This is a genomic window from Paraburkholderia lebeckiae, assembly GCF_050436325.1.
In the GTDB taxonomy this organism is placed as follows: domain Bacteria; phylum Pseudomonadota; class Gammaproteobacteria; order Burkholderiales; family Burkholderiaceae; genus Paraburkholderia; species Paraburkholderia tuberum.
The window spans coordinates 1,222,088-1,248,301 of the sequence record NZ_JBNDLZ010000002.1 but is presented as its reverse complement, the minus strand read 5'-3'; the positions used below and the strand labels follow the sequence as shown (position 1 = coordinate 1,248,301).

The following is a 26,214-nucleotide window of genomic DNA, read 5'->3' as shown; positions in this document are numbered from 1 at the left end:
CCACTGTTGCGCTCGTCGACGTGCCGTTCGGCGGCCACGTATGCGGTGAAAGCGCGCTGAAAGACGTCGCGCGGTTTGCGATCGCCGATTCGCTGTTGTATGGTGCGGGGCGAAAAGCGCCGCGCGTGTCGATGGCGATCGGACCGATCGCCGCAACAAGCTCGCGTCGCTACCCAACACAACAGGAGATGCGTGATGTCGGAAACAGGAAACGGAAAAGTGGCGCTGGTGACGGGCGCGGGCAGCGGCATCGGTCGCGCGTGCGCACTGACGCTCGCGCAGCACGGCTATAGCGTGGTGCTCGCGGGACGCCGCCAGGCCGCGCTCGATGCGGTCGCGCAGGAAGCGCGGGCGCTGCCCGGCGACGCGCTCGCGGTATCGTGCGACGTGACCGACGCCGATAGCGTCGCCGCGCTTTTCGACACGATCCGCGCGCGCTTCGGCCGGCTCGACGTGCTGTTCAACAACGCGGGACGCAACGGCTCGCCCGTCGATCTCGACGAAGTCAGCATCGACGAATGGCGTTCCATCGTCGATACCAATCTGAACGGCGTGTTCCTGTGCACGCGCGCGGCGTTCGGCCTGATGAAGACGCAGAACCCGCGCGGTGGCCGCATCATCAACAACGGCTCGATCTCCGCGCATGCGCCGCGTCCGAACAGCGCCGCGTACACGGCGACCAAACACGCGATTACCGGACTCACGAAGGCGGTGTCGCTCGACGGCCGCAAATACGACATCGTGTGCGGTCAGATCGACATCGGCAACGCAGGGACCGAGATGGCCGCGCGAATGGCGCGCGGCGTGCCGCAAGCGAACGGCGAGATCGCGATCGAGCCGCTGATGGACGTGCAGCACGTCGCCGACGCGGTGTTGCACATGGCGAGCCTGCCGCTCTCGGCGAACGTGCAGTTCATGACGATCATGGCGAGCAAGATGCCGTTCGTCGGGCGCGGCTGAGCGGCGGCACCGGCTCACAACGCCGGGGCGGGGAGCGGGGCGCGCGCGTTCAACTTATACTGGGCGCTCCGCCGTCTTTCCACGCAAAGCAAGCCGCCGTGCCCCGCGCCACATCCAGCGACGATCCGCCGCCGCAGCCGCCCGTGCGGCCCGATCTCGACGACTGCTGTCATAGCGGCTGCACGCAGTGTGTGTTCGATCTCTACGACGAAGCGCTAGAGCGCTACGAGCTCGCGCTGGCTGCGTGGCACAAGCGGCAGGCGCAGAAAGCGCGGCCAGCGCGGCGACCGGACACGCAGGGCGCGAAGCCGAAACCGCAAGCCGACGCGCGTCGCTCGACAACCACGCGCGGCAAACCGAGCCCTCGCCGCTGATCCGCGCACGAATTCGCGCGCGATCGTCCACCGTCCCCGTTATGACCGACCTTCAGCTCACGCCGACCGAATCTCTCACCGATCCGCACACGCTCGACGATCTGCATCGTTTCGTGCAGCGTCATCCGCGCCTGTTCGTGCTGACCGGCGCGGGCATCAGCACTGACTCCGGCATCCCCGGCTACCGCGACGACAACGGCGCATGGAAGCGCTCGCCGCCGATCACGCTGCAGGAATTCCTTGGCACGCTGGCGATGCGTCAGCGCTACTGGGCGCGCAGCATGGTCGGCTGGCCGCTCGTCGCGCGCGCGCAGCCGAATGCCGCGCATGTCGCGCTCGCGCGGCTCGAAGCGGCCGGTCACGTGCCGACGCTGGTCACGCAGAACGTCGACGGCTTGCATCAGCGCGCGGGCAGCCGCGACGTGATCGAGCTGCATGGCGGCATCGACGGCGTCAGTTGTCTCGACTGCGGCATGGAGCACTCGCGCGCGGCGATCCAGCAGACGCTCGAAGCCGACAACCCCGCTCTGCTCGACGTCACGGCCGAAGCCGCCGCCGATGGCGACGCGCATCTCGAGTGGCACGATCTCGGCGGTTTTCGCGTACCGGCATGCGCGAACTGCGGCGGGTTGCTGAAGCCGTCGGTGGTGTTCTTCGGCGAGAATGTGCCGAAGGCGCGCGTCGAAGCGGCGTCGCATGCGCTCGATGCGGCCGACGCGGTGCTCGTGGCCGGCTCGTCGCTGATGGTGTATTCCGGCTACCGCTTCTGCGTGTGGGCGCAGCGCCAGGGTAAGCCGATCGCGGCGATCAACCTCGGCCGCACGCGCGCCGATCCGCTGCTGTCGCTGAAGGTGGCCGCGCCGTGCGGCGATACCTTGAGCGCGCTCGCCGGTCTGCTGGCTGGCGATTGAGAATGAGTAGATCCCGTGGATCACCGTCAAAACCTGAGGAACACCCAGAGCCAATCATGACCGACTCCCGGCAACATTCGCCATCCGTCGAACGCAATCGCGAACCGATCCTCGCCGTGCTGCGCGAGGCGCTGCCGGCGAGCGGCCGCGTGCTCGAAATCGCGAGCGGCACCGGCGAGCACGCGATCTGCTTCGCCGCCGCGCTGCCCGGTCTCGACTGGCAGCCGAGCGATGCCGACGAAGAAGCACGCGAGTCGATTGCTGCGTGGACCGCGCACGCGGGGCTCGCGAACGTGCGCGCGCCGCTCGCGCTCGACGTGCATCAGTCGGACTGGGGCGTCGATGCGCTCGACGCCGTCGTCTGCATCAACATGATCCACATCTCGCCGTGGAGCGCGGCGCAGGCACTTTTCGACGGCGCGGGGCGGCGCCTCGTCGACGGCGGCGTGCTCTATCTATACGGTCCTTACCGGCGCGGCGGAGCGCACACGGCACCGAGCAACGAAGCGTTCGATCAATGGTTGAAGAGTCGCGATCCCGAATGGGGCGTGCGCGATATGGAAGCGGTCGTCGCACTCGGCGACACGGCGGGGCTCACCTGCGAGCGGGTGGTCGCGATGCCCGCGAACAACTTCAGCCTGGTGTTCACGAAGCGGGCAGGGTAGCGGGTGCACCGACAGGCCGCGCATTCGTCCACGCCTTCCGCCAAACCTCAGTGCGATCCCAAAGCGAACCCGCCGCGCAAACGCCGACGCGCGCACAATACCTTTCGTCACGCGCAAGCAGGAGCACGGCAGGAGCACGGGCAACTGGCGTGCTTGCCCCCTCCCAAGCGGCAAGCGCGCATTTCTTTTATCCTTTCACCCTCGACGCTGCGCCGCCGTTTTCATGGCGCGGCGCCACGACATTTTTTGGACTCTGGAGAATTCAAATGGGCAAACAGGCAATCGGCGTGGTGGGGCTGGCGGTCATGGGCCGCAATCTGGCGCTCAACATCGAGAGCCGCGGCCACGCGGTGTCGGTCTACAACCGTAGCCGCGCGAAAACCGACGAACTCATCGCCGAATTTCCGGACCGCAAACTGGTGCCGGCTTTCACGCTGGAAGAGTTCGTCGACTCGCTCGAAAAGCCGCGCCGCATTCTGATGATGGTCAAGGCCGGCGAGCCGACCGACGCGACCATTGCCTCGCTCAAGCCGCTGCTCGAAAAAGGCGACATCCTGATCGACGGCGGCAACACGCCTTTCACCGACACGATCCGCCGCAATCAGGAACTCGCAAAGGCCGGTCTGCATTTCATCGGCACCGGCGTCTCGGGCGGCGAGGAAGGCGCGCTGAAAGGCCCGTCGATCATGCCGGGCGGCCCGCGCGACGCGTACGACCTCGTCGCGCCGATCCTCACCGAGATCGCCGCGAAGGCGCCGGACGGCGAGCCCTGCGTCGCGTACATGGGACCGGACGGCGCGGGCCACTTCGTGAAGATGGTGCACAACGGCATCGAGTACGGCGACATGCAGCTGATCGCCGAAAGCTACGCGGTGCTCAAGCAGGTGGTCGGTTTGTCGAACGAGGAACTCGGCAAGGTCTATACCGAGTGGAACCAGGGCGAGCTCGACAGCTACCTGATCGAAATCACGTCGAAGATCTTCGGCAAGAAGGACGACGAAACCGGCAAGGACCTCGTCGACGTGATTCTCGACCGTGCCGCGCAGAAGGGCACCGGCAAGTGGACCAGCCAGAACGCGCTCGACCTCGGCGCGCCGCTGCCGCTGATCACCGAGGCGGTGTTCGCGCGCGTGCTGTCGTCGCTGAAGACGCAGCGCGTGGCCGCGAGCAAGGTGCTGGAAGGTCCGCAGGCCAGGCCGCCCGAAGGCGCGAAGGACGCGTTCATCGAATCGGTACGCCGCGCGTTGTATTTCAGCAAGGTGATCTCGTACGCGCAAGGCTTCGCGCAGTTGCGCGCCGCGTCGGAAGAGTACAAGTGGGATCTCGATTACGGAACGATCGCGAAGATTTTCCGCGCGGGCTGCATCATCCGCGCACGCTTCCTGCAGAAGATCACCGACGCCTATTCGCAGGACAAGGCGCTCGCGAACCTGCTGCTCGACCCGTACTTCCGCGACATCGCGAAGAACTACCAGGCGGCGCTGCGCGAAGTCGTGGTGGCCGCGGTCAAGGCGGGTGTGCCGGTGCCGGCATTCGCGTCGGCGATCGCGTATTTCGACGCCTACCGCTCGGAGCGTCTGCCCGCGAACCTCGTGCAAGCGCAGCGCGACTTCTTCGGCGCGCATACGTTCGAACGCATCGACAAGCCGGGCAGCTTCCACGCGCAGTGGAGCTGAGCGGTTGAAAAAATGGCCCGGCGGGCCATGGTGATAGGGCGCGCCGGGCCGTTGCTCCGTTTGGATCGGCAAGGAAACACCGCATTATTACCAAATATCTCGCGGGTTAAACGCTGACTCAAATGATTATTGCGGCGGCAGCAATATAGTTTCACTGGTTTAAGGGTTTACCCTAGATCGAGACACCTCTAAACTTGTTTTCAATCGCTGAGGGATAAGCAGAAACCCCGAAGCGCACCACAACAAGTCCTTTGGAGGTTAATCATGAAGACCCTGATTTCCGCAGTTGCTATCGCCGCCGCCCTCTTTGTTCCGGTCGCGTCGTTTGCTCAAGCGAATCAGCCGGTGACCCGTGCTCAGGTTCGCGCTGAACTGATTCAACTCGAAAAGGCCGGCTACAACCCGAGCGCCAACGACGTGAACTACCCGTCCGACATCCAGGCAGCGCAAGCACGCGTCGATGCGCAACGCGGCACGGCCATCGCGGCCAACCCCGCAGACACCAGCGGCTACGGCGCTCCGGCTGCCGGCACGTCGCAAGCTGGCCACGCTGCCATCCCGGCGAAGGCCAACCGTGACTCGGTGTACTTCGGCAACTGATCGCAGTAGAAGTCCGCAGGTGTAGTAGGTAGTTGTAGTGCGCTGTAGACGCCGCTTCGTGGAATAGCGCGAACGCGGCGGGCAAGAAAAAACGCCATCCAGTTCGATCGGATGGCGTTTTGTCGTTTACGGCGCCGTGCTGCGACGGTTCCCGTCAATGCAGCGTTCGCTGTCGCCGGCCGATGTCATCGAACAGCGCGCGGCTCGGCTCCAGCGCTAGGAGCCACGATTCGTCGTAGTCGCTGAGGTTGTCGAGCGCCTCGCGCAGCCGTTCGAGCGCCACCGCCGGCAGCTCGACGCTCGCCTCGACCCCGCTCGATAGCCTCGCGATGCTCGCCAGTTGCACGAGCGCATCGGCGGCCTCGGCGACGTCGGCGGCGAAGATCAGATGCGTGTTCAGCAGTTCGACGAGGCCGGCAGACGCCCCCACATCGTCGACGTTGAGTTGCACGGCCAGAAAGGTGGCTTTGTTCATCCTCGATTCCTCCCAGAATCCCAACGTTGTCGTGAGCTGCTCCGCGCGGCTTGACTGAGTATAGGCGATGGTCGATCGCCTGCAATTGTCGGAAGGAACGGCCGTGGCGGCTTGCTCGCCCAGACGCGCGGGCCACGCGACCTATAATAGGGCCAGCCGCGCGAGCGCCGTCGCCGTGGGCGGACGGCGCCGCCCGCGGGGTTTGCACGCTTGTCAATTGCTCATCGACCATGAAGATCATCCGCAGCAGAAGCTTCACCGCGTCGCGTGCCTGGGGCGCGCTCGACATCGCGAACATGAACGGCATCACCACGCGTTTGCATTGGACCGACCAGCCGTACAAGTGGCACGTGAACGACGGCGAGGAGGTATTCGCCGTGCTCGACGGCCGCGTCGAAATGCGCTATCGCGAAGACGGCGTCGAACGCACGACGGTTCTCGAAACCGGCGACGTGTTCCATGCGTCGGTCGGCACCGAGCACGTCGCGCATCCGCTCGGCGCGGCACGCGTGCTCGTCGTCGAAGCGCAGGGCAGCGTCTGAAGAACACGGCAGTTGGACGGCGCACGCTAGCGCGGCGCGCGTGTGGCGGTCGCGCATAATATCCAGGTGGCTGCGGACAGCCGCGACCTTCTGCAAGCGTGACGGCACGGCAATTGCTACGGCGTCGATTGAACCGGATTGAGACACACGTCGAGGAAAATCAGATGACACAAGAATGGCAACCGACGGCGATCCGCCTGCTGATGGCGGCAGCGCTCGGCGTGGCGATCGCCGGCTGCACGACGATGCCGTGGGAAAGCACGCCGTTCTACAGCAACGCGCCGTCGAGCACGACCAGCCTCGCGACCGTCCAGGTGCCCGCCGGCTACTATCGCGTCAATCCGGGCGATACGCTGTCCGGCATCGCTTCGGCCTATGGACGAAGACCGCAGGAAATCGCGGCCTGGAACGGCTTGCCGGTCAACGCGGCGGTCGCGCCCGGCCAGGTGCTGCGCGTTTCGCCGCCGCTGGCCTCGGGCAGCGTGGTCACGCCGCCGGTCGCGGTGGCGCCGGGTGCGCCGGGCGCGACGGCGAATCTGCCGCCGGGCGCCGTACCCGGTGCGCCGGCGCTTGCCGCCGTGCCGCAGCAAGGCGTGCTGCAATGGCCGTTGCGCGGACCGATCCTGCGCGCGTTCGCACCGGGCAAATCCAACGGCATCGTGATCGGCGGCCAAGCCGGTGATCCGGTCAAGGCCGCGGCGACCGGCCGCGTGGTGTACGCGGGCACCGGCATCGAAGCCTACGGCCCGCTCATCATCATCAAGCACAACGATTCGCTGATCACCGCATACGGCCAGAACAGCCAGCTACTCGTCAAGGAAGGCGACGCAGTGGCGCAAGGGCAGACGATCGGCGAGGTCGGTGTCGATAGCCGCGGCGTCGCGTCGATCCAGTTCGAAGTGCGCGAGAACGGCCAGCCGGTCGATCCGCTCCAGTGGTTGCCGAAGCCTGGCGGCTGAGTGTCCCCGTCGCGTCTGTTGGCTCATCGCAGCCGGTTCGGCGCGCTTCTCGGGGATGCGGCGATTTTCAGCGTCGTCTGAATTGAATACACTGTATGGCTCGTTTGCCGGCGCGCGCGTTCCTCCCGGAATGCACGGGCGGCCGGTTGCCGTAGCCTGTCATTCATGGACACACAGGAACACACAATGATCGATTTGCGCAGCGATACCGTTACCCGTCCGACTCCGCCGATGCTCGCGGCGATGTCGGCGGCTGAAGTCGGCGACGACGTCTGGGGCGACGACCCCACCGTGCTGCGTCTGCAGGCCACGCTGGCCGAGCGCACCGGCAAGGAAGCGGGGCTGTTCTTCCCGAGCGGCACGCAAAGCAACCTCGCCGCGTTGATGGCGCACTGCGCGCGCGGCGACGAGTACATCGTCGGCCAGCTCGCGCACACCTACAAATACGAGGGCGGCGGCGCGGCCGTGCTCGGCAGCATCCAGCCCCAACCGCTCGAAAACGCCGCCGACGGTTCGATCCCGCTCGACAAGTTCGCCGCCGCGATCAAGCCGATCGACGATCACTTCGCGCGTACGCGGTTGCTCGCGTTGGAAAACACGATCGGCGGCAAGGTGCTGCCGGCGCAGTACGTCGCCGACGCGACGCAGCTCGCGCGCGAGCGCGGCCTCGCCACTCACCTCGACGGCGCGCGCGTGTTCAACGCGGCGGTCGCGTCGGGCAAGCCGGTCGCGGCGCTGGCCGAGCCGTTCGATTCGGTGTCGATCTGCTTTTCGAAGGGGCTGGGCGCGCCGGTCGGCTCGGTGCTGGTCGGCAGCCGCGCGCTGATCGACGTCGCGCATCGCTGGCGCAAGGTGCTCGGCGGCGGCATGCGCCAGGCGGGCGTGCTCGCGGCGGCGTGCCTGTACGCGCTCGATCACAACGTCGAGCGGCTCGCCGACGACCACGCGAACGCCGCGCATCTGGCGGCGGGGCTGGAGACGATCGAGCAGGTGAAGATGCAGTCGGTCGCGACGAACATGGTGTTCGCGCAGGTTCCGCAGCAGCATTGCGCGCCGCTCGAGGCGTGGCTCAAGGAGCGCGGCATCCTCACGCAGATGCTGTATGCGTCGCGCTTCGTCACGCACATGGATATGTCGCGCGACGATATCGACACGTTCATTGCCGCGGTGAAGGGGTATTTCGCGGCACGTTGATCGCGCCGCATGGGTCGTAAGCGAGGCGGCTCGCGTGGTTGCCGCCTCGTCTTCCCGCACAGGCTTCAACTCGTGCGCGCTCGTTCGAGGCGCGCTTCATTCAGGCTTCATCCCCGCCTCACGCGCCGTCCGGCGCATATCTCACTTGACCGCCGCCTTCGCCTGCACGCCCGCGCGATGCGACGGCGCGAGCAGCCGCAAGCCGCTCGCCAGGCTCGCCGCGCCGGCGAAGAACGCGCCGAGGCCGAGCGCGAGCGTCGGCCCATGCTGGCGGCCGGCAATGCCGAAGCACAGCGCAACCAGCGCCGCGCCGGTCGCCTGTCCGAGCAGCCGCGCGGTCGCCACGATGCCGCTCGCGCCGCCGCTGCGCTCCGGCGGCGCGCTCGCCATCAGCGCCTTCAGGTTCGGCGACTGGAAAAAGCCGAAACCCGCGCCGCAGATCGCCATACGGATGCCGATGTCGAGCACGTGCGGATGGGCGGGCAGCATCGCCAGCGAGGCCATTCCCGCCGACAGCACCGCGAGCCCGATCGCGCCGAGCAGCCCCGGCGGGTAGCGGTCCGACAGGCCGCCCGCGAGCGGCGCGGCGAGCGCGACCACGACGGGCCACGGCGTCATGAGGAAGCCGGTTTCGACCTGGCTGCGCAGCAGCACGTCCTCGAAATAGAACGGCAGCGACACGAACGCGAGGCCCTGCGCGGCGAACGAGCACACGGCCGTCACCGCCGACAGCGCGAACACCGGCCGCTTGAACAGATCGACAGGCAGCATCGGCGCGGGGTGGCCCGCCTCGCGGCGGATCAGCAGCAGCCCGAACACGCCGGCGATCGCCGCGGCGCTGAGCACGATCTGCAGCGACGCGCGTTGCGCCGCCTCGCCGAGCGCGAAGATCAGCGCGGCGAACGTGACCACGTTGAGCAGCGCCGCCACCGGATCGAGCGGGTGCCGGCTCTGCGCGGTATGCGGCAGCGCCGGCATCGCGAAGCTCAGCGCGAGCACACCGAGCGGCACGTTGACCGCGAACAGCCACGGCCACGTCGCGACCGACAGAATCAGCGACGCCACCGTCGGCCCGACCGCGAACGACACGCCGACGATCAGCGCATTGGTGCCAAGCCCGCGACCGAGCCGATGCGGCGGGTACAGATAGCGGATCAGCGCGGTGTTGACGCTCATGATCGCGCTGGCGCCCAAGCCCTGCACGATGCGCGCGGCGGCGAGCAGCGGCAGCGTCGGCGCCATCGCGCAGCCGAGCGAGCTCAGCGTGAACAGCGCGATGCCGCCGATATAGATGCGCCGATGTCCGACGATATCGCCGAGCGCGGCGAGCGGCAGCAGCGTCGCGACCATCGCGAGCTGATATGCGTTGATGATCCAGACCGAGGCGGCCGGCGCCGCGTGCAGGTCGCCGGCGATCGCGGGCAGCGCGGTGTTGGCGATCGCGGTATCCAGCGTGGCGAGCGCGACGGCGAGCATGATCGCGGCCATCGCGCGGCGGTTGGCGGCCGACATCGGGCCGTCGGCGGGGAGAGTCGGCGTGGGGACGCCGACGGCGGGGCTGAGCTTATCGGACAAGGCGTGGCTCGCGGGGTTGGGCATGCCGGTGTCGGTCGCTTCCGGGGAGGCGACGCGCTCGGGCGGCGGTTTCGTCGTGGGTGAGGCGCGCGCGGTCGGTCCACGGCGGATCAGTGTGGCGGCTTGTGCGGCGCAACGTCGCGATTGTTGCAGAGACGGCACGATCGTGCAGGGAGGCGGGCAGGAACCGGGAGGCGGCTTGAAGATGAGGCGCTTTGATCTCAACGAAACGCAACTAACCGCCAAACCCGGCGGCCATCTCCAAATCGGCGCGCGCGCCCCGCCTCAAATCCAACACGCATACGACAGAATCGCCCGGCAGAACGGGCCGCCCGATTCGATCACAAGATCAGGCTATTCGGGGCTTCATCCGCCCGTCACGCATCGGAAAAATAATCGATGTGCGGCTCGCAGATGCTTCGGGCGTACGCCTAACCTGCTTTCGTCACCCGACTCACGCGCGCCGATGCCCACCCAGAGTGCCGCTGCCATGCAGCTTTGCACCGCGTCCGGGCGCCCGCCGCGGCTCGGTCGCGCGGCAGCGGGCGCGCACGCCGGGCACGCCGTATGCGTCATCGTCCTCTCGCGCGCCAGTGTGCGCGATCCCCAAAATGTCCTACTCTGTTTTTTTAAACCGCTCCGACAGGCACGCGCCTCCCGTCCGTCTCCCGTGCGGTTCGCGTTTGCCATGTCGACCTTCCCGGAGGCTTCGATGACAGCCGTCGATCTGGAATTCGACCAGCTCAACAGTACCGTCGATGCGCTACGGCGCTCAATTTCGAATCGCATGATGTACGGCGTCGGCAAGGACGCTGTCACCGCTCACCCGCACGACTGGCTGCACGCGGCCGCGCTGGCCGTGCGCGACCGGCTCGTCGCACGCTGGATGAAGACCACGCGCCTGCAATACGAGCAGGACGTGAAGCGGGTCTACTACCTGTCGATGGAGTTTCTGATCGGCAGGACCTTTACCAACGCGCTACTCGCGCTCGGCATTCACGATCAGATGAAGGAGGCGCTCGCGAGCCTCGGCGTCGACATGGACGCACTGATCGATCTCGAACCCGACGCTGCGCTCGGCAACGGCGGCCTCGGTCGGCTCGCGGCCTGCTTTCTCGACTCGATGGCGACGCTCGGCATTCCGGGCTTCGGCTACGGCATCCGTTACCAGTACGGCATGTTCCGTCAGGAAATCGTCAACGGCGAGCAGGTCGAGGCGCCCGACTATTGGCTGCGCGCCGGCAATCCATGGGAATTTCCGCGACCCGAAATCAAGTACATGGTGCACTTCGGCGGCCGCACCGTGCAGCGCGGCGACAAGACCGAATGGATCGACACCGAGCATGTGAACGCGACCGCGTACGACACCGTGATCCCCGGCTACGCGACCGACGCGACCAATACGCTGCGCCTATGGTCCGCGCGCGCGACCGAGGAGCTCGACCTCGGCGCTTTCAACCGCGGCGACTACCGCAACGCGGTCGACACCAAGAACATGTCGGAGAACGTGTCGCGGCTGCTCTATCCGGACGACTCGACGCCGGCTGGCCGCGAGTTGCGGCTGCGCCAGGAGTACTTCTTCGTGTCGGCGACGATGCAGGATCTGATCCGCCGTTATCAGCGCACGCACAGCACGTTCGGGCGCTTCTCGGAGAAGGTCGCGGTGCATCTGAACGACACGCACCCGGTGCTCGCGATTCCAGAGCTGATGCGCCTGCTCGTCGACGAGCATCATGTGCCGTGGGACAAGGCGTGGAAACACGTGACGCAGATCTTCTCGTACACGAATCACACGCTGATGCCCGAGGCGCTCGAAACCTGGGATGTCGAAATGTTGTCACGCCTGCTGCCGCGGCATCTCGAGATCATCTTCGAAATCAATGCGCAGTTTCTGAAACACGTCAGCGAGCACTCGGGCCACGACGCCGAGATGATCCGCCGCATTTCGCTCGTCGATGAATATGGGCAGCGGCGCGTGCGCATGGCATATCTGGCGATCGTCGCGAGTCACAAGGTGAACGGCGTGTCGAAGCTGCATTCGCAGCTGATGACGCGCGACATCTTCGCCGACTTCGCGCGCATCTATCCGGACCGCTTCACCAACGTGACCAACGGCATCACGCCGCGCCGCTGGCTCGCGCAGGCAAGTCCGTCGCTGTCGTCGCTGATCGACGCGCGCATCGGCACACACTGGCGCAGCAATCTGTTCGAGCTCGAGCAGCTGCGTAATCTGCGCAAGGACGACGAGTTCGTCGAAGCGTTCCGCGAGGCCAAACGACAGAGCAAGCTGCGGCTCGTGCACCGGCTCGCGCATCACACGAAGCTGCACTTCGATCCGGACGCGCTGTTCGATCTGCAGGTCAAGCGCATTCACGAATATAAGCGCCAGTTGCTGAACTTGCTGCACGTGATCGTACGCTACAACGAGATTCGCGCGAATCCGGAGCGCGACTGGGTGCCGCGCGTGGTGCTATTCGCGGGCAAAGCCGCGTCCGCGTACCGGATGGCCAAGACGATCATCAAGCTGATCGGCGACGTCAGCGAGAAGGTCAATCTTGATCCGCTGATCGGCGACAGGCTGAAGGTCGTGTTCGTGCCGAACTACGGCGTCAGCGTGGCCGAGCTGATCATTCCGGCGGCCGATCTGTCGGAGCAGATCTCGATGGCCGGCACCGAGGCGTCGGGCACCGGCAACATGAAGCTCGCGCTCAATGGCGCATTGACGATCGGCACGATGGACGGCGCGAACATCGAGATCTGCGACGCGGTGGGGCGCGAGAACATCTTCATCTTCGGTCACTCCGCCGACGAGGTGGACGACCTGCGCGCAAGCGGCTATCGGCCGCGGCGGATTTACGAGGAAAACGAAGCACTGCGCACCGCGCTCGATCAGATTCGCACGGGCTTCTTTTCGCCGGACGATCCGCTGCGCTTCTCGGATATCTTTCACACGCTGGTCGACTGGGGCGATCACTATATGGTGCTCGCCGATTTCGACGCGTTCGCGAAGGCGCAAAACGAAGTGGATGCGCGTTTCGTCGACAAGCACGCGTGGGCCAAAAGCGCGATCGAGAACGTCGCGGGGATGGGGCAGTTCTCGTCGGATCGAACGATCGGCGAGTATGCGCGCAATATCTGGCGCGTGAGTCCGCTCAGTCTCGGCTGAGCGCGAGATGACGGCAACGTAGTCGTTGCTTGCGGGAAAGCGGATCGAAAGCCGTGCGAGGCTGGTGCTGATCAGTCGCGCACGGCTTCGTCATGTTCGATCGTCGCTCCGCGTCAAGCCTTCGGCGCGGCAGCCGCGGCCTTCGTCCGATGCACTGCCTCACCGACACGTTCGACGAACTCGCGATCCGTACTCATCAGCGCTTCGCGCTCGCCGTCGGCCGTCTTGACCATCAGCCGATGCGTGATGTCCTGGGTCACCCAGGTAAGCCAACCGACCACGATCAGCATCGCCCCGCATACGAGTCCCGGCGCCGAGTGCAGCACGCCCCCGACGATTGCGCCGATCAGCCCGGCCACCGAGATCACGAGCGGCACGACCTTGTTCTTCTGCACGGTCACGACCCGCACGTCGACGATATCGCGCAGCGGGAAGACCTGACCTGCGGATGAGAGGGCGTTGCGCGTGACTGACACGCCGCGATCGTTGAAAGGCGTTTCCATCGTTTCAATGCAAGGGTGGTGAAGCGCGCAGCGTAGCAGACTTCGTCGCCAGGCAGCGGCGCGACTTCACGCGCCGATTGCAGTGCGTCAAGGAAAATCATACTTTGCCTGGACGGATTGGCTAAGATGTCGCAGGGTCGCGCGCGCTCCGGATGATTACAAAGCCTTGCCGCATCCCGATGCGCCGCGGCGTCGCGCCGGGAAAACAGAAAACGTCGTCACGCTCCCGCTCGGAGGCCATTCATGACTATTGGCGTATATGCCACGCTGGTAGCGACGTCGCTCGTGCTGCTGCTCGGCGAAAAGCTCGTGCAGTGGATCGGCGTGCTAAGAGCCTATTCGATTCCGGCGCCGGTGGCAGGCGGGCTCATCGTCGCGATCTGCGTGCTGATCACGCGCATCACCACCCACGTGCAGGTCAGGTTCGATTCGACGATGCAGACGCCGCTGATGCTCGCGTTCTTCGCGACGATCGGTCTGAATGCGCATCTATCGAGTTTGAAGGCGGGCGGCCCGGTGTTGATCCGTTTTCTGGCGCTGGTCAGCGGGCTGCTGATCCTGCAGAACACGGTCGGCTTGCTGCTCGCGTTCGCCCTCGGCGTCGATCCGCTGCTTGGGATTCTCGGCGGCTCGGTCACGTTGTCGGGCGGCCACGGTACTGGCGCCGCGTGGAGCCAGGTCTTTACCGAGCGTCACGGACTGGAGTCGGCGACCGAGATCGCGATCGGCTGCGCGACGTTTGGACTCGTGATGGGCGGCGTGCTCGGCGGTCCGATCGCACGGCTGCTGATGCGGCGGATCAGCGCCGACGAGTTGCTGCGCGTCAAACAGCTAGAGGACAAAACGCTGGTCTTCGAAGAACCGAAGGCGCAGCAGGCCACCACACCCGCCGCGATCATCACGACGCTCGCGCTGATCTCGATCTGCCTCGCGGGCGGCGAAATGTTTGCCGACTGGATCGCGGACACCGCGTTCGAATTGCCGACGTTCGTCTGCACGCTGTTCATCGGCGTGATCCTCAACAACGTGCTCACGCTCGTGCGTGTGCGGATCGACCAGCACGCGGTCGCGCTTGTCGGCAACGTCGCGCTCGCGCTCTTTCTCGCGATGGCGCTGATGCGGCTCGACCTATGGGGGCTTGCCGCGCTCGCGGTGCCGATCATCTCGATCCTCGCGGCGCAGACGCTGCTGATGGCGCTCTACGCGGTATTCGTCACGTTCCCCGCGATGGGCCGTAACTACGACGCGGTCGTGTTGTGCGCGGCGCAATGCGGGCTCGGACTTGGCGCCACGCCGACCGCGATCGCGAACATGCAGGCGATCACGAACCGCTTCGGCCATTCCCATCTCGCGTTCCTGATCGTGCCCATGACGGGCGCGTTTTTCATGGACATCGTCAACGCGATCGTCATCAAACTGTTTCTCGCGCTGCCGTTTCTCCATTGAGCCGCGGCGGCATTGGCACATCAACCCAAGCGGGCAAATACCATGAGCGATCCACGACACATCGCACCCGACAGTACCGCCGCGCGCGTCGCGTTATGGCGTGCGCTGCACGTGCAGGCCGATGCGCCGCCGCACGTGCTCGAAGACGAAGTCGGCTTGCAGTTGCTGGCACCCGCCGAAGACTGGCGCAGCCGTGGCGACATGGACCCGCGGTTCACGCGGCCGTTTCGCGCGTCGATCGTCGCGCGCGCACGCTTTATCGAGGATCTGGTCGTCGAGCAGACCGGGCGCGGTGTGGATCAATACGTGATTTTGGGCGCCGGTCTCGACAGCTTCGCGCAACGCCGGCCCGACATTGCGTCGCGGCTCACCGTGTTCGAGGTCGACCCGCCGGGACCGCAAACGTGGAAGCGTCAGCGGCTCGGCGAGCTTGGTTTCGGCTTGCCGGACTGGCTGCGTTTCGTGCCGGTCGACTTCGAAGCGGGCGATAGCTGGCGGCAGCGTCTCGTCGCCGAAGGCTTCGACGAAAGCAGGCCGGCCGTCGTCGTGTCGACCGGCGTCAGCATGTATCTGACGAAAGAGGCGAATGCGGCGACGCTGCGCGAAGTGGCCGGGCTGGCGCGCGGCTCGACGTTCGCGATGACGTTCCTGTTGCCGCTGGAGATGGCGGACCCGGACGTGCGCCCCGGACTCGAAATGGCAGAGAAGGGCGCGCGTGCGAGCGGTACACCGTTCATCAGCTTCTTCATGCCGCAGCAGATGATCGCCATGGCGCGCGAAGCGGGATTTGACGAGGCGCGGCACGTGTCCGCGGCCGATCTGACGCAGCGCTACTTCGCGGACCGGACGGATGGGCTGCGACCGCCGGGCAATGCGGAGGAATTGCTGGTGGCGAATACCTAGGGGCCTCTGAACTGTGTTTTGCGGCGACGACGCCAATTGAAGTGACGAACCCAGCATGTGAGTGGTGAATACGCAATCGCTTTCCCCGCACCGCTATAATCGCGCTCGAACATGGCCTCCGAAGTCTACTCATGAAAAAGATCGCTGCCCTCGCACTCGTCGCATGTGCGCTCGCCGCCTGCTCGTCCCCGGAAAAGCAGACGCAACGCGCCCAGCAGGAGATCCTTCATAGCGAGCCGAACCTCCGCGCCGCGCAACGCGACGCGGTGATCGACTGCACACCGGCGAATTGCGATGCCGCGTGGGCGGCGACGAAACGCTATATCGAGCAGCATTCCGACACGCACGTGATCCGCGCGGACGCGGTCGCGATCGATACCGACGTGCCCGACGATTCGGGCAAAGCCGCTTTCTCAGCGACCCGCGCGAACAAGAGCACGGGCGGCGCGACGCTGTCGCTGTTCGCGCAGTGCCGCGGCATGTATGGGCCCGACAGCGCGAAGGGCGACGACTATGACGCCTGCGCCGAGAAGATCCTGAAGATTCAGAACGGCTACGTGCCATATCTGCGCTCGCACGCATCGGCGCAATAGGCGGCAAGCTACCGGAACCACGGGGCCCCGAACGCGGCACTCGCGTAGCGATTCGCTGAACCCTCGCCACGATGCGGCGGGAGGCGCTATGCTGATGCGTCTTCGCCTCGCGGAACCCTCTCATGCAAGCTCCTGGCGCAACCGTACCGATCTCGCTCGTCAACGGGTTCCTCGGCAGCGTCGGGACGCGGCCGGATATCGTGGACCGGCATCTGTCGGCCGCGCACATCCCGCGCGCGCTTCTGGACCAGCCTGGAGCGCGCGTCACCGAGGAACAGTTCTCCACGCTCTACCGCTCGCTCGCGATCGAACTCGACGATGAGATGCCCGGCGTTTTCTCGCGCCCGCTGCGCAGCGGCGCGCTCAAGTTTCTCTGCCTGAGCCTGCTGGATGCGCCGAATCTCGAAACCGCGATGCGCCGGTTCGGCCAGTTCTTCCATCTCGTGCTTGACGACTTCCGCTTCGAGTCGCGCCGCGGCGACCTCGTCGCGAGCCTGGCGCTGCGTCCGGGAAGCACGGGAGCGCAACCCGGCATGCTGGGCCAGGAGCTGGTGCTGAAGCTCGCGCATGGGATCGCGTCCTGGCTGATCGGTCAGCGGATTGCGTTGTTGCAGGTGCAGTTTGCCTTTCCCCGTCCCGCTCACGCGCTCGAGTATCTTTATCTGTTTCCCGGACCGGCGAAGTTCGACTGCGCTCAGACCTCGATGCAGTTCAGCAGCAGCTATTTCGACCTGCCCGTGCGTCAGCGCAAGGCAAACCTGCGCAGGTTTCTCGCTCGCGCGCCGGAAGACTGGATCTTCGTTTCGTTCAACGAGCAGCTGTTCAGTCATCGCGTGCGGGAACATCTTGCGTCCCGGCTGCCCGACGTCCCGTCCATCGAAGAGGCGGCGGAAGGCCTGCACTGCTCGGTCAGAACGCTGTGCCGTCATCTTGCCGCCGAGGGCACGGCGTTCCAGGTGCTCAAGGACGAATTGCGCCGCGACATCGCGATCCAGCGCCTGACGGGCACGCGCGAGCCCATTGCCATCATCGCGGGCGACGTCGGCTTCGGCGACCCCACCGCATTCCACAGAGCGTTCCGTCACTGGACCGGCAGCACCCCGGCGGCCTATCGCCGGGGTGGCTGATCGCGTCATATCGATGCGTCGGCAACACCCGCCGACGCAGTTCCCACGGGGCGCTTACTCCCTCCGACGTGGCCAGAGATGTCAATAGATCGTCCGGTTTGGACAACCGGGCAGGGCCTGTCCGACGCTACGATTCAGCCATACGTTACCCCGGCCGCATCGGTGCCAGACGGGTGACTTTCCCAACGGACTATCTGATCGGAAGAATGGTAATGAGCTACGTCGCGCCTCTCAAAGAAATGTTGTTTGCACTCACGGAACTGGCCGGAATCGACCAACTGGCGGGCTTGCCCGGCTGCGAGGACGCAACCGCCGACACCGCTCGCGCGGTGCTCGAAGAGGCCGCGCGGCTGCACGAAGGCGTGCTCGCGCCGCTGAACGTCGACGGCGACCGCAGTCCGAGCACCTGGAAGGACGGCGTGGTGACCGCCACGGCTGGTTTCAAGGACGCGTTTCGCCAGTTCAGCGAAGGCGGCTGGCAGGGTTTGCAACATCCGTCTGAATACGGCGGTCAGGATCTGCCCAAGCTGCTGTCGACGCCCTGCATCGAAATGCTCAACGCCGCCAACCTGTCGCTGGGGCTGTGCCCGCTCCTGACCGACGGCGCGATCGAAGCGCTGCTGACTGCGGGTAGCGAGGAGCTGAAGCAGCGCTACGTGCCGAAGATGATATCCGGTGAATGGACCGGCACGATGAATCTGACCGAGCCGCAAGCCGGCTCCGACCTCTCGCTCGTGCGCACCCGCGCCGAGCCGCAGGGCGACGGCTCGTACCGGATCTTCGGCACGAAGATTTTCATCACCTGGGGCGAGCACGACATGACGGAAAACATCGTGCATCTGGTGCTCGCACGCACGCCGGGTGCTCCTGAAGGCGTGAAAGGCATTTCGCTGTTCGTCGTGCCGAAGTTCCTCGTCAACGAAGACGGTTCGCTCGGCGAGCGCAACGACGCGCACTGCGTATCGATCGAACACAAGCTCGGCATCAAGGCGAGCCCGACCGCCGTGCTGCAGTTCGGCGATCACGGCGGCGCGATCGGGCAGCTCGTCGGCGAGGAGAACCGCGGTCTGGAGTACATGTTCATCATGATGAACGCCGCGCGCTTCGCCGTGGGGGTACAGGGCGTGGCGATCGCGGATCGCGCGTACCAGCACGCCGTCGCGTATGCGAAGGAGCGCGTGCAGAGCCGTCCCGTGGATGGCTCCGCGAAACAGTCGGTCGCGATCATCCAGCATCCCGACGTGCGGCGCATGCTCTCGACGATGCGCGCGCTGACCGAAGGCGCACGCGCTCTGGCCTATGTGTCGGCGTCGCATTGCGATCTCGCGCATCGTCATCCGGACGGCGCGACGCGTGCGAATCATCAGGCGATCTACGAATACCTGGTGCCGATCGTGAAGGGCTGGAGCACGGAGATGTCGCTGGAGGTGACGAGTCTCGGCGTGCAGGTGCACGGCGGCATGGGCTTCATCGAGGAAACCGGCGCCGCGCAGTACTACCGCGATGCGCGCATTCTGCCGATCTACGAAGGCACGACGGCGATCCAGGCCAACGACCTCGTCGGCCGCAAGACCATGCGCGACAACGGCGAGGTGGCCGGGATACTGCTCGCGCAGATCGACGCGACCCTGGCTGCGGTGCAAGCGCACCCCTCGTATGGTTCGAGCGCGGCTTTTCAGGCGATGTATCGTCATCTGTCCGCCGGCCGCGAGGCGTTGTACAGCGCGGTGCGCTACGTGGTCGAGAACGTCAAAAGCGATCCGAATGCGGTGTTCGCCGGCAGTGTGTCCTATCTGATGCTCGCGGGTATCGTGCTCGCGGGTTGGCAAGTCGCACGGTCGCTCGTGCTGGCGGCCGACAAGCGCGACGAAGATCCGTCCTTCCATGACGCGAAGATCGCGACCGCGCATAGCTACGCGACGCAGGTGCTGCCTCGTGCAATCGCGCTCGAAGCGGCGGTTCGCGGTGCTCGCGATGGCGAAGGCGCGCTGGCGCTGCGCGAAGACCAGTTCTGATCGATCAACGGACGTAATGTGTCATTCAAAGCGGTAGGGCTCGGCCCTATCGGTGTGGGAAGGAGAGAGTCGTGAGAGTTCTTGTAGCAGTCAAGCGAGTGGTCGACTACAACGTGAAGGTCCGCGTGAAATCGGACGGTACGGGCGTTGATATCGCGAACGTGAAAATGTCGATGAACCCGTTCGACGAAATCGCGGTTGAAGAAGCCGTGCGTCTGAAGGAAGCGGGCGTCGCGACCGAAGTGATCGCCGTGTCGGCCGGTGTGGCGCAGGCGCAGGAAACGCTGCGCACCGCGCTCGCCATCGGCGCGGATCGCGCGATCCTGATCGAATCGAACGAAGACCTGCAGCCGCTCGCAGTCGCGAAGCTGCTCAAGGCGCTCGTCGACAGGGAGCAGCCGCAACTGGTGATCCTCGGCAAGCAGGCGATCGACGACGACTCCAATCAGACCGGCCAGATGCTCGCCGCGCTCGCGAATCTGCCGCAGGCGACGTTCGCGTCGAAGGTCGTCGTGGCGGACGGCAAGGCGACGGTGTCACGTGAAGTGGACGGCGGCGCGGAAACGCTGTCGCTGACGCTGCCGGCCGTGGTCACGACCGATCTGCGCCTGAACGAGCCGCGTTACGTAACGCTGCCGAACATCATGAAGGCGAAGAAAAAGCCGCTGGAAACGGTCAAGCCCGAAGACCTCGGCGTCGATGTCACGCCGCGTCTGAAGACGCTGAAAGTCGCTGAGCCGCCGAAGCGCTCGGCCGGTGTGAAGGTGCCGGACGTGAAGACGCTGGTGGAGAAGCTGAAGACCGAAGCGAAGGTGCTTTAAGTAGAACGCGGAGACAGAGCAAATGACGAATCTGGTAATAGCAGAACACGATAACGCGTCGATCAAGGCCGCGACGCTGAACACGATCGCAGCGGCACAGAAGATCGGCGGTGATATTCACGTGCTGGTCGCGGGACATAACGCGCAGGGCGCGGCCGATGCCGCCGCGAAGATTGCGGGTGTCAGCAAGGTGCTGCTCGCCGATGCGCCGCAACTCGCCGCAGGCCTCGCGGAAAACGTCGAAGCGACGGTGCTGACGCTTGTGCAAGATGCGGCGAAGCACTACACGCACATCCTCGCGCCGGCTACCGCCTACGGCAAGAACATCGCGCCGCGTATCGCCGCGAAGCTCGACGTCGCGCAGATCAGCGACATCACCGCAGTGGATAGCGCCGACACCTTCGAGCGTCCGATCTACGCCGGCAACGCCATCGCGATCGTGCAATCGGCTGATCCGATCAAGGTCATCACCGTGCGTTCGACCGGTTTTGATGCCGTCGCGGCCGAAGGCGGCAGCGCAGCGGTCGAGAAGATCGAAGCGGCAGCCGACGCCGGCCTCTCGCAGTTCGTGAGCCGCGAAGTGACGAAGCTCGATCGTCCGGAACTGACGAGCGCGAAGATCATCGTGTCGGGTGGCCGGGGTCTGGGCAACGGCGAGAACTACACGAAGGTTCTGGAGCCGCTGGCCGACAAGCTCGGCGCGGCACTGGGCGCCTCGCGTGCGGCCGTCGACGCGGGCTTCGTACCGAACGACTATCAGGTCGGCCAGACTGGCAAGATCGTCGCGCCGCAACTGTACGTCGCGGTCGGCATCTCGGGTGCGATCCAGCACCTCGCCGGCATGAAGGACTCGAAAGTCATCGTCGCGATCAACAAGGACGAAGAGGCGCCGATCTTCGGCGTCGCAGATTACGGCCTCGTTGGCGATCTGTTCACCATCGTGCCGGAACTCGAGCAGGCGCTCGGCTAACCGCATCCAGCGGTTAGCGTCCGGCACAACGCGCAGTACGCGTCAGAAGAGGGCAAATGCGTGCCCAGCAAACGGAATAAACATGAATGAGCTTAACGGATACGATTTCGAAGACCTGCGACCGGGCATGAGTGCCCAGTTCGCCAAGACCATCACGGAGGCGGACATTCTGCTCTTCGCGGGCGCGTCGGGAGACATCAACGCGGTTCACATCAACGAACAGTTTGCGCGAACCACACCCTTCAAGGGGCGCATCGCTCACGGGATGCTGACGGCCAGCATCATCTCCGCGGCAATTGCCGGGCGGCTGCCCGGCCCGGGCACGATCTACCTTGGCCAGAACCTGCGCTTCAAGGCGCCGGTTCGACCCGGCGACACCGTGCAGGCCGAAGTGACCGTCAAGGAACTGATTCACGACAAGCGCCGCGTGGTGCTGTCCACCGTTTGCACGGTCGGCGGCAACGTGGTGATCGAAGGCGACGCCGTGGTCATGCCGACAACCTGCCGCGACCGTGTCGTCGCGGACGCGGCTTGCGCCGTCAGCAAAGCATGATAGCGAGCCCCGCCATGAGAATGCCATTCAGCATGCCACACGAGTTTTCCACGGGCTGGGTCAATGCCGGCTTCGATTTATGGCGTTTTTCGCCGGTCAAGGATGAATACGCTACGACGGTGCCCGACACCGACGGCTCGGACTTCGATTTCAACTGGCCGGTCGCGCGAGGCTCCGTGACCCACACGAGCGCTCACTATCTGCAACAGCAGGCGCAACTGTGGAGCGACGCCGTCGCCGGATTGATCGGCGGGCGCACGGAGTTGAAGGCGGTCGCCGAGCCCGAGCAGGGAGACCGGCGCTTTCACGCCGACGACTGGTCCAGCAACGGCTGGTACAGCCTTCTTAAACAGAGCTATCTGATCAATGCCCGGGCGCTCGCGGAGTTCGTCGATGCGAGCGCGCTCGACGAAAAGGGCAAGCACAAGCTGCGCTTTTTCATGCGCCAGTTCATCGACTTCGCCAGCCCCGCGAATTTCGTCGTGACGAATCCCGAAGTTATCCGGGAGGCGGTGGAATCGGGCGGATCGAGCCTGCTCGCGGGCGTTACGCATCTGCTCGACGATCTGGGCAGCGGCTCGATTTCGATTACGGATCAAAGCGCGTTCGAAGTGGGCCGCAGCGTCGCCACGTCCAGTGGCGCGGTGGTCTATGAAAACGATCTGTTTCAGCTGATCCAGTACGAGCCGCTGACACCGAAGGTCGCCGCGCGGCCGCTCGTGATCGTTCCTCCGTGCATCAACAAGTTCTACATCCTGGATCTGCAGCCGGAGAATTCCTTCGTGCGCTTCGCCTGCGAGCAGGGCCTGACGGTGTTCGTCGTGTCCTGGCGCAACCCGCAGCAGGACATGGCGCAGACCACGTGGGACGCCTACCTCGAGGACGGCGTGATGCAGGCGATCAGCGTCGCGCGTGCGATTAGCCGGGCCGACCAGGTCAATGCATTGGGCTGGTGCGTGGGCGGCACGATGCTGTCGTCGGCGCTGGCGGTCATGCGTGCGAACGGCGACGACTCCGTGGCCAGCCTGACGCTGCTGACGGCGTTGCTCGACTTCACCGACCCGGGCGATCTCGGCGTGTTCATCGACGAGCAGGGCGTGGCGATGCGCGAGCATACGATCGGTGGCGGGGGGCTCTATCCCGGACGCGAACTCGGCTTCGTATTCCAGTCGCTGCGTGCCAACGATCTGATCTGGCCGTATGTCGTGAACAATTACCTGAAAGGCAAAACCCCGGCCGCGTTCGATCTGCTGTACTGGAACGCGGACACGACCAATCTGCCCGGCCCGATGTACAGCTTCTATCTGCGCAACATGTACCTCGAAAACAGTCTGCGCGTGCCGAACAAACTGAAGTTCTGCGACACGCCGGTGGATCTCGGCAACATCGATATCCCAAGCTATCTGATGGCGGCCGAGGAAGATCACATCGTGCCGTGGCGATCCGCCTATCAGTCGACGCAACTACTGGGCGGTCAAACCGAGTTCGTGTTGGGGGCAAGCGGCCATATCGCGGGCGTGATCAATCCGGCCTCGAAGAACAAGCGCAGCTACCGAACCAACGATACCTGCGACGAGAACGCCGACGAGTGGCTCGCAACGTCGGTTCAGCAGCGCGGCAGTTGGTGGAATCACTGGATCGATTGGGTCAAGCAGCATTCCGGCGAGCAGGTCGAGGCGCGCACGAAGCTCGGCAACAGGAAGTACAAGGCAATCGAGAGCGCACCGGGCCGCTATGTGAAGCTTCGCGCCGAGTGACCGGATGGCGATAGCGGGTGCGGCAACAACGGAGGGTGATGCTCAGTGGATCACCCTCCGTTTTTTTTCGTCGTTTCTTCCACCGCTCCATTACTTCGCATGACTCGCGCGCCAGTCGCGCGGCGTCATGTGGAAGCGCGACACGAACCAGTTCGTGAACGATCCCTGTTGCGCGTAGCCGAGAAGCGCCGAGACCCGTCCGATCGGATAGGTGGGATTGCTCATGTAGCGCACGGCGAGTTCGCCGCGGACTTCCTCGACCTGATCCGAAAAGCTGGTGCCGGCCGAATTCAACTGCCGTTGCATGGTGCGCACGCTCAGATGCAAATAACGTGCAACCAGCTCGGCGTTCGCCCGCTCGAGCGGCAGCAGCAGGTAGATCGCCTTGCGCACTTCCAGCGCGGCCGATTCCGCGGCGCTCGCGTTCAGCGGAGAGGCGAGGCTTTCCGCGTAGCGCACGAGTTCTGGGTCGGCCAGTGGATTCGGGTAATCGAGATCGGCGCTTGCGCAGACGAACCCGTTGAAGTCGCTGCCGAACACCAGCGGACAGCCGAAGAAGCGTCGATGAAACGTCAGGTCTTTGGGCGCCGGATGCGTGAAGTGGACCTCGCGCGGTTTCCAGAACTTGCCGAGCAGAGCACCGGAGTGGCGCGCGAGCACACCGAGCGCGAGTTCGATCGCCTGCCTTGTCGGGGTACCCCGTTCGACGACGAGTTCCTCCCGAATGGTGACCGTATTGTCCGCGTCCTCGACGTACACCGCCAGCGCTTCGTTGAGCAGATGGCGGTATTCGGCCGCGGCCAGCAAGACTTCGCGCAGCGTGCGTTTGTGCGCGAGCAGGACATTGATTACGCCGCTGCCGAAAGTCTGCCGCGTTTCCGCCATTTGCAGCGCGAGGGTCGGGCACGACGCCTTTTCGGCCGTCATTTCCAGTAGCCGGCAACAGGCGGTGGCCGATACGCGATCGTCCGGATTCGCGAGCGCGCCGGCGTCGATGCCGGCCTGTTTCGCGAGCTCGACCGGATTCAGTCCAAGCCGTCGCGTCACTTCGAAATAACCGCTCATGGCTACCGACGCCACCATCGTTTCCATCGTAGTTTCTCCGGACGATTCATACGCTGAGTATTTTTCTTGTCATTAAACACTTGCTTCGCGCAACTATTGGTGTTTACGCGCAGTGGCACGAATCGCTAAAAGGATGGCGTCCAATCACAAAAGTGTAGCGCGTGATTGCCGTATCGTGGGCACATGTCGTTCAAGGTGTTCCAGCAAATTTTCATGCGACCTCGCGATAGCGGAACACCGTCACTTCAAAACTGGATGGAGGCAAACAAATGCAATTTCTCGACGATTCGTTGCACCCTGAGAATCAGGACAAGGTAGTCATCACCACCGCCCCTTACGGCCCGGAATGGATGCCGTCGGACTTCCCGGAAGACATCCCCGTGACGATGGACCAGCAGATCCAGAAGGCTGTCGATTGCTACAACGCCGGTGCCACGGTACTGCACCTGCACGTGCGCGAACTGGACGGCAAGGGATCGAAGCGCCTGTCGAAGTTCAATGAACTGATCGCGGGTGTGCGCGCGGCAGTGCCCGACATGATCATTCAGGTCGGTGGCTCGATCTCGTTTGCACCGGAAGACGACGGACAAGCCGCGAAGTGGCTGTCCGACGACACGCGCCATATGCTGGCCGATCTCGATCCGAAGCCCGATCAGGTGACGATCGCGATCAACACCACGCAGATGAACATCATGGAGCTGCTCTATCCGGAGTATCTGGAAGGCACCTCGCTTTCCAACCCCGCGTTCATGGCCGCCTATAGTGAAATGACGGTGCCGGCTGGCCCCGCATGGGTCGAGGAACACCTGCGCCGCCTGCAGGCTTCGGGTATCCAGCCGCACTTCCAGCTCACCGGCATTCACGCGCTCGAAACGCTCGAGCGTCTCGTGCGCAAGGGCGTCTACAAGGGCCCGCTGAACCTGACGTGGATTGGTATCGGTGGCGGCTTCGACGGCCCCAATCCATTCAACTTCTTCAACTTCGTGCATCGCGCGCCGGATGGCTGCACGCTCACCGCCGAGTCGCTGCTGAAGAACGTGCTGCCGTTCAACATGATGGCGATGTCGATGGGCCTGCATCCGCGCTGCGGCATCGAGGACACGATCATCGATCAGCACGGCAAGCGCTTCACGTCGGTGCAGCAGATCGAGCAGTGCGTGCGCGTCGCGCGCGAACTGGGACGCGAAATTGCCACTGGTAAAGAAGCGCGCGAGATCTATCGTATTGGTGTGCAGTACGAGACGGTCGAAGAGACGCTGGTCGCCAACGGTATGGCGCCGAACCGCCAGGCCGGTGTCAGGAACCTGCCGCTTCGCGCGGCGTGATCACCTGGAGCCCGGGCCGGCGCATTGGCCGAGGCCGGG

Annotated in this window: 24 protein-coding genes; 20 read left to right on the top strand and 4 right to left on the bottom strand. The window is 64.9% G+C overall.

Annotated elements, in window-relative coordinates; translation table 11 throughout:
- Positions 1 to 195: 195 nt before the first annotated feature.
- From OKW44_RS08910 to OKW44_RS08885, 6 genes are all read left to right on the top strand, one after another.
- Entirely contained in the window at positions 196 to 960 is a 765-nt protein-coding gene (locus tag OKW44_RS08910) for an SDR family oxidoreductase (protein WP_018424755.1), read from the top strand.
- A gap of 98 nt (positions 961 to 1,058) precedes the next feature.
- On the top strand, positions 1,059 to 1,334 hold the full coding sequence (locus OKW44_RS08905; protein WP_018424756.1) for an oxidoreductase-like domain-containing protein: 276 nt from the start codon (positions 1,059 to 1,061) through the stop codon (positions 1,332 to 1,334).
- A 41-nt stretch (positions 1,335 to 1,375) separates the two neighbouring features.
- A complete protein-coding gene (locus OKW44_RS08900; protein WP_018424757.1) occupies positions 1,376 to 2,245 on the top strand; it encodes an NAD-dependent protein deacetylase in 870 nt (289 codons plus the stop codon).
- 56 nt (positions 2,246 to 2,301) lie between these two features.
- Positions 2,302 to 2,910, top strand: coding sequence for a DUF938 domain-containing protein (locus OKW44_RS08895; RefSeq protein ID WP_018424758.1), 609 nt, complete (start codon positions 2,302 to 2,304; stop codon positions 2,908 to 2,910).
- Positions 2,911 to 3,176: 266 nt separating this feature from the next.
- Positions 3,177 to 4,586 (top strand): NADP-dependent phosphogluconate dehydrogenase, encoded by a 1,410-nt coding sequence (gene gnd, locus OKW44_RS08890; RefSeq protein WP_018424759.1) that lies wholly within the window; start codon positions 3,177 to 3,179, stop codon positions 4,584 to 4,586.
- 264 nt (positions 4,587 to 4,850) lie between these two features.
- Positions 4,851 to 5,186, top strand: coding sequence for a DUF4148 domain-containing protein (locus OKW44_RS08885; protein WP_018424760.1), 336 nt, complete (start codon positions 4,851 to 4,853; stop codon positions 5,184 to 5,186).
- A 154-nt stretch (positions 5,187 to 5,340) separates the two neighbouring features.
- Here OKW44_RS08885 and OKW44_RS08880 read toward each other — a convergent pair whose 3' ends face one another.
- Positions 5,341 to 5,661, bottom strand: coding sequence for a hypothetical protein (locus tag OKW44_RS08880; RefSeq protein ID WP_018424761.1), 321 nt, complete (start codon positions 5,659 to 5,661; stop codon positions 5,341 to 5,343).
- Between the two features lie 230 nt (positions 5,662 to 5,891).
- Here OKW44_RS08880 and OKW44_RS08875 point away from each other — a divergent pair, with 230 nt between their 5' ends.
- From OKW44_RS08875 to ltaE, 3 genes are all read left to right on the top strand, one after another.
- Entirely contained in the window at positions 5,892 to 6,203 is a 312-nt protein-coding gene (locus tag OKW44_RS08875; RefSeq protein WP_018424762.1) for a cupin domain-containing protein, read from the top strand.
- 164 nt (positions 6,204 to 6,367) lie between these two features.
- Positions 6,368 to 7,162, top strand: a complete 795-nt coding sequence (locus OKW44_RS08870; protein WP_018424763.1) for a peptidoglycan DD-metalloendopeptidase family protein — start codon at positions 6,368 to 6,370, stop codon at positions 7,160 to 7,162.
- Between the two features lie 186 nt (positions 7,163 to 7,348).
- Entirely contained in the window at positions 7,349 to 8,356 is a 1,008-nt protein-coding gene (ltaE, locus tag OKW44_RS08865; RefSeq protein WP_018424764.1) for a low-specificity L-threonine aldolase, read from the top strand.
- 141 nt (positions 8,357 to 8,497) lie between these two features.
- Here the strand turns inward: ltaE and OKW44_RS08860 are convergent, their stop codons facing one another.
- Entirely contained in the window at positions 8,498 to 9,868 is a 1,371-nt protein-coding gene (locus OKW44_RS08860) for an MFS transporter (protein WP_026226583.1), read from the bottom strand.
- A 775-nt stretch (positions 9,869 to 10,643) separates the two neighbouring features.
- Between OKW44_RS08860 and OKW44_RS08855 the strand changes: the two genes are divergently transcribed.
- Positions 10,644 to 13,097: a glycogen/starch/alpha-glucan phosphorylase gene (locus OKW44_RS08855; protein WP_026226584.1), complete on the top strand. Its 2,454-nt coding sequence runs from the start codon at positions 10,644 to 10,646 to the stop codon at positions 13,095 to 13,097.
- 113 nt (positions 13,098 to 13,210) lie between these two features.
- Here OKW44_RS08855 and OKW44_RS08850 read toward each other — a convergent pair whose 3' ends face one another.
- Positions 13,211 to 13,600 (bottom strand): DUF6232 family protein, encoded by a 390-nt coding sequence (locus tag OKW44_RS08850; protein ID WP_018424767.1) that lies wholly within the window; start codon positions 13,598 to 13,600, stop codon positions 13,211 to 13,213.
- Between the two features lie 243 nt (positions 13,601 to 13,843).
- Between OKW44_RS08850 and gltS the strand changes: the two genes are divergently transcribed.
- The 9 genes from gltS (at position 13,844) to phaC (ending at position 23,785) form a co-directional block, all read left to right on the top strand.
- Complete coding sequence (gene gltS, locus OKW44_RS08845; RefSeq protein ID WP_018424768.1) at positions 13,844 to 15,046, top strand: sodium/glutamate symporter; 1,203 nt, start codon at positions 13,844 to 13,846, stop codon at positions 15,044 to 15,046.
- A 42-nt stretch (positions 15,047 to 15,088) separates the two neighbouring features.
- Complete coding sequence (locus tag OKW44_RS08840) at positions 15,089 to 15,949, top strand: class I SAM-dependent methyltransferase (RefSeq protein WP_018424769.1); 861 nt, start codon at positions 15,089 to 15,091, stop codon at positions 15,947 to 15,949.
- Positions 15,950 to 16,080: 131 nt separating this feature from the next.
- Complete coding sequence (locus OKW44_RS08835) at positions 16,081 to 16,542, top strand: hypothetical protein (RefSeq protein ID WP_018424770.1); 462 nt, start codon at positions 16,081 to 16,083, stop codon at positions 16,540 to 16,542.
- A 122-nt stretch (positions 16,543 to 16,664) separates the two neighbouring features.
- Positions 16,665 to 17,669, top strand: a complete 1,005-nt coding sequence (locus OKW44_RS08830) for an AraC family transcriptional regulator (RefSeq protein WP_018424771.1) — start codon at positions 16,665 to 16,667, stop codon at positions 17,667 to 17,669.
- Positions 17,670 to 17,881: 212 nt separating this feature from the next.
- On the top strand, positions 17,882 to 19,684 hold the full coding sequence (locus tag OKW44_RS08825; protein ID WP_018424772.1) for an acyl-CoA dehydrogenase: 1,803 nt from the start codon (positions 17,882 to 17,884) through the stop codon (positions 19,682 to 19,684).
- Positions 19,685 to 19,755: 71 nt separating this feature from the next.
- Positions 19,756 to 20,505: an electron transfer flavoprotein subunit beta/FixA family protein gene (locus OKW44_RS08820; protein WP_026226585.1), complete on the top strand. Its 750-nt coding sequence runs from the start codon at positions 19,756 to 19,758 to the stop codon at positions 20,503 to 20,505.
- Between the two features lie 22 nt (positions 20,506 to 20,527).
- The gene (locus OKW44_RS08815; protein ID WP_018424773.1) at positions 20,528 to 21,475 is read left to right on the top strand and encodes an electron transfer flavoprotein subunit alpha/FixB family protein; all 948 of its coding nucleotides are present in this window, start codon (positions 20,528 to 20,530) and stop codon (positions 21,473 to 21,475) included.
- Positions 21,476 to 21,557: 82 nt separating this feature from the next.
- Positions 21,558 to 22,028 (top strand): MaoC family dehydratase, encoded by a 471-nt coding sequence (locus tag OKW44_RS08810; protein ID WP_018424774.1) that lies wholly within the window; start codon positions 21,558 to 21,560, stop codon positions 22,026 to 22,028.
- A gap of 14 nt (positions 22,029 to 22,042) precedes the next feature.
- Positions 22,043 to 23,785 carry a class I poly(R)-hydroxyalkanoic acid synthase gene (phaC, locus tag OKW44_RS08805; RefSeq protein ID WP_026226586.1) on the top strand — a complete coding sequence of 581 codons (1,743 nt, stop codon included), beginning with the start codon at positions 22,043 to 22,045 and terminating at the stop codon, positions 23,783 to 23,785.
- A 90-nt stretch (positions 23,786 to 23,875) separates the two neighbouring features.
- On the opposite strand, the gene OKW44_RS08800 is transcribed toward phaC, so the two are convergent.
- Positions 23,876 to 24,877 (bottom strand): AraC family transcriptional regulator, encoded by a 1,002-nt coding sequence (locus OKW44_RS08800; protein WP_018424776.1) that lies wholly within the window; start codon positions 24,875 to 24,877, stop codon positions 23,876 to 23,878.
- A 242-nt stretch (positions 24,878 to 25,119) separates the two neighbouring features.
- Between OKW44_RS08800 and OKW44_RS08795 the strand changes: the two genes are divergently transcribed.
- The gene (locus tag OKW44_RS08795) at positions 25,120 to 26,175 is read left to right on the top strand and encodes a beta-keto acid cleavage family enzyme (RefSeq protein WP_018424777.1); all 1,056 of its coding nucleotides are present in this window, start codon (positions 25,120 to 25,122) and stop codon (positions 26,173 to 26,175) included.
- Positions 26,176 to 26,214: the final 39 nt, after the last annotated feature.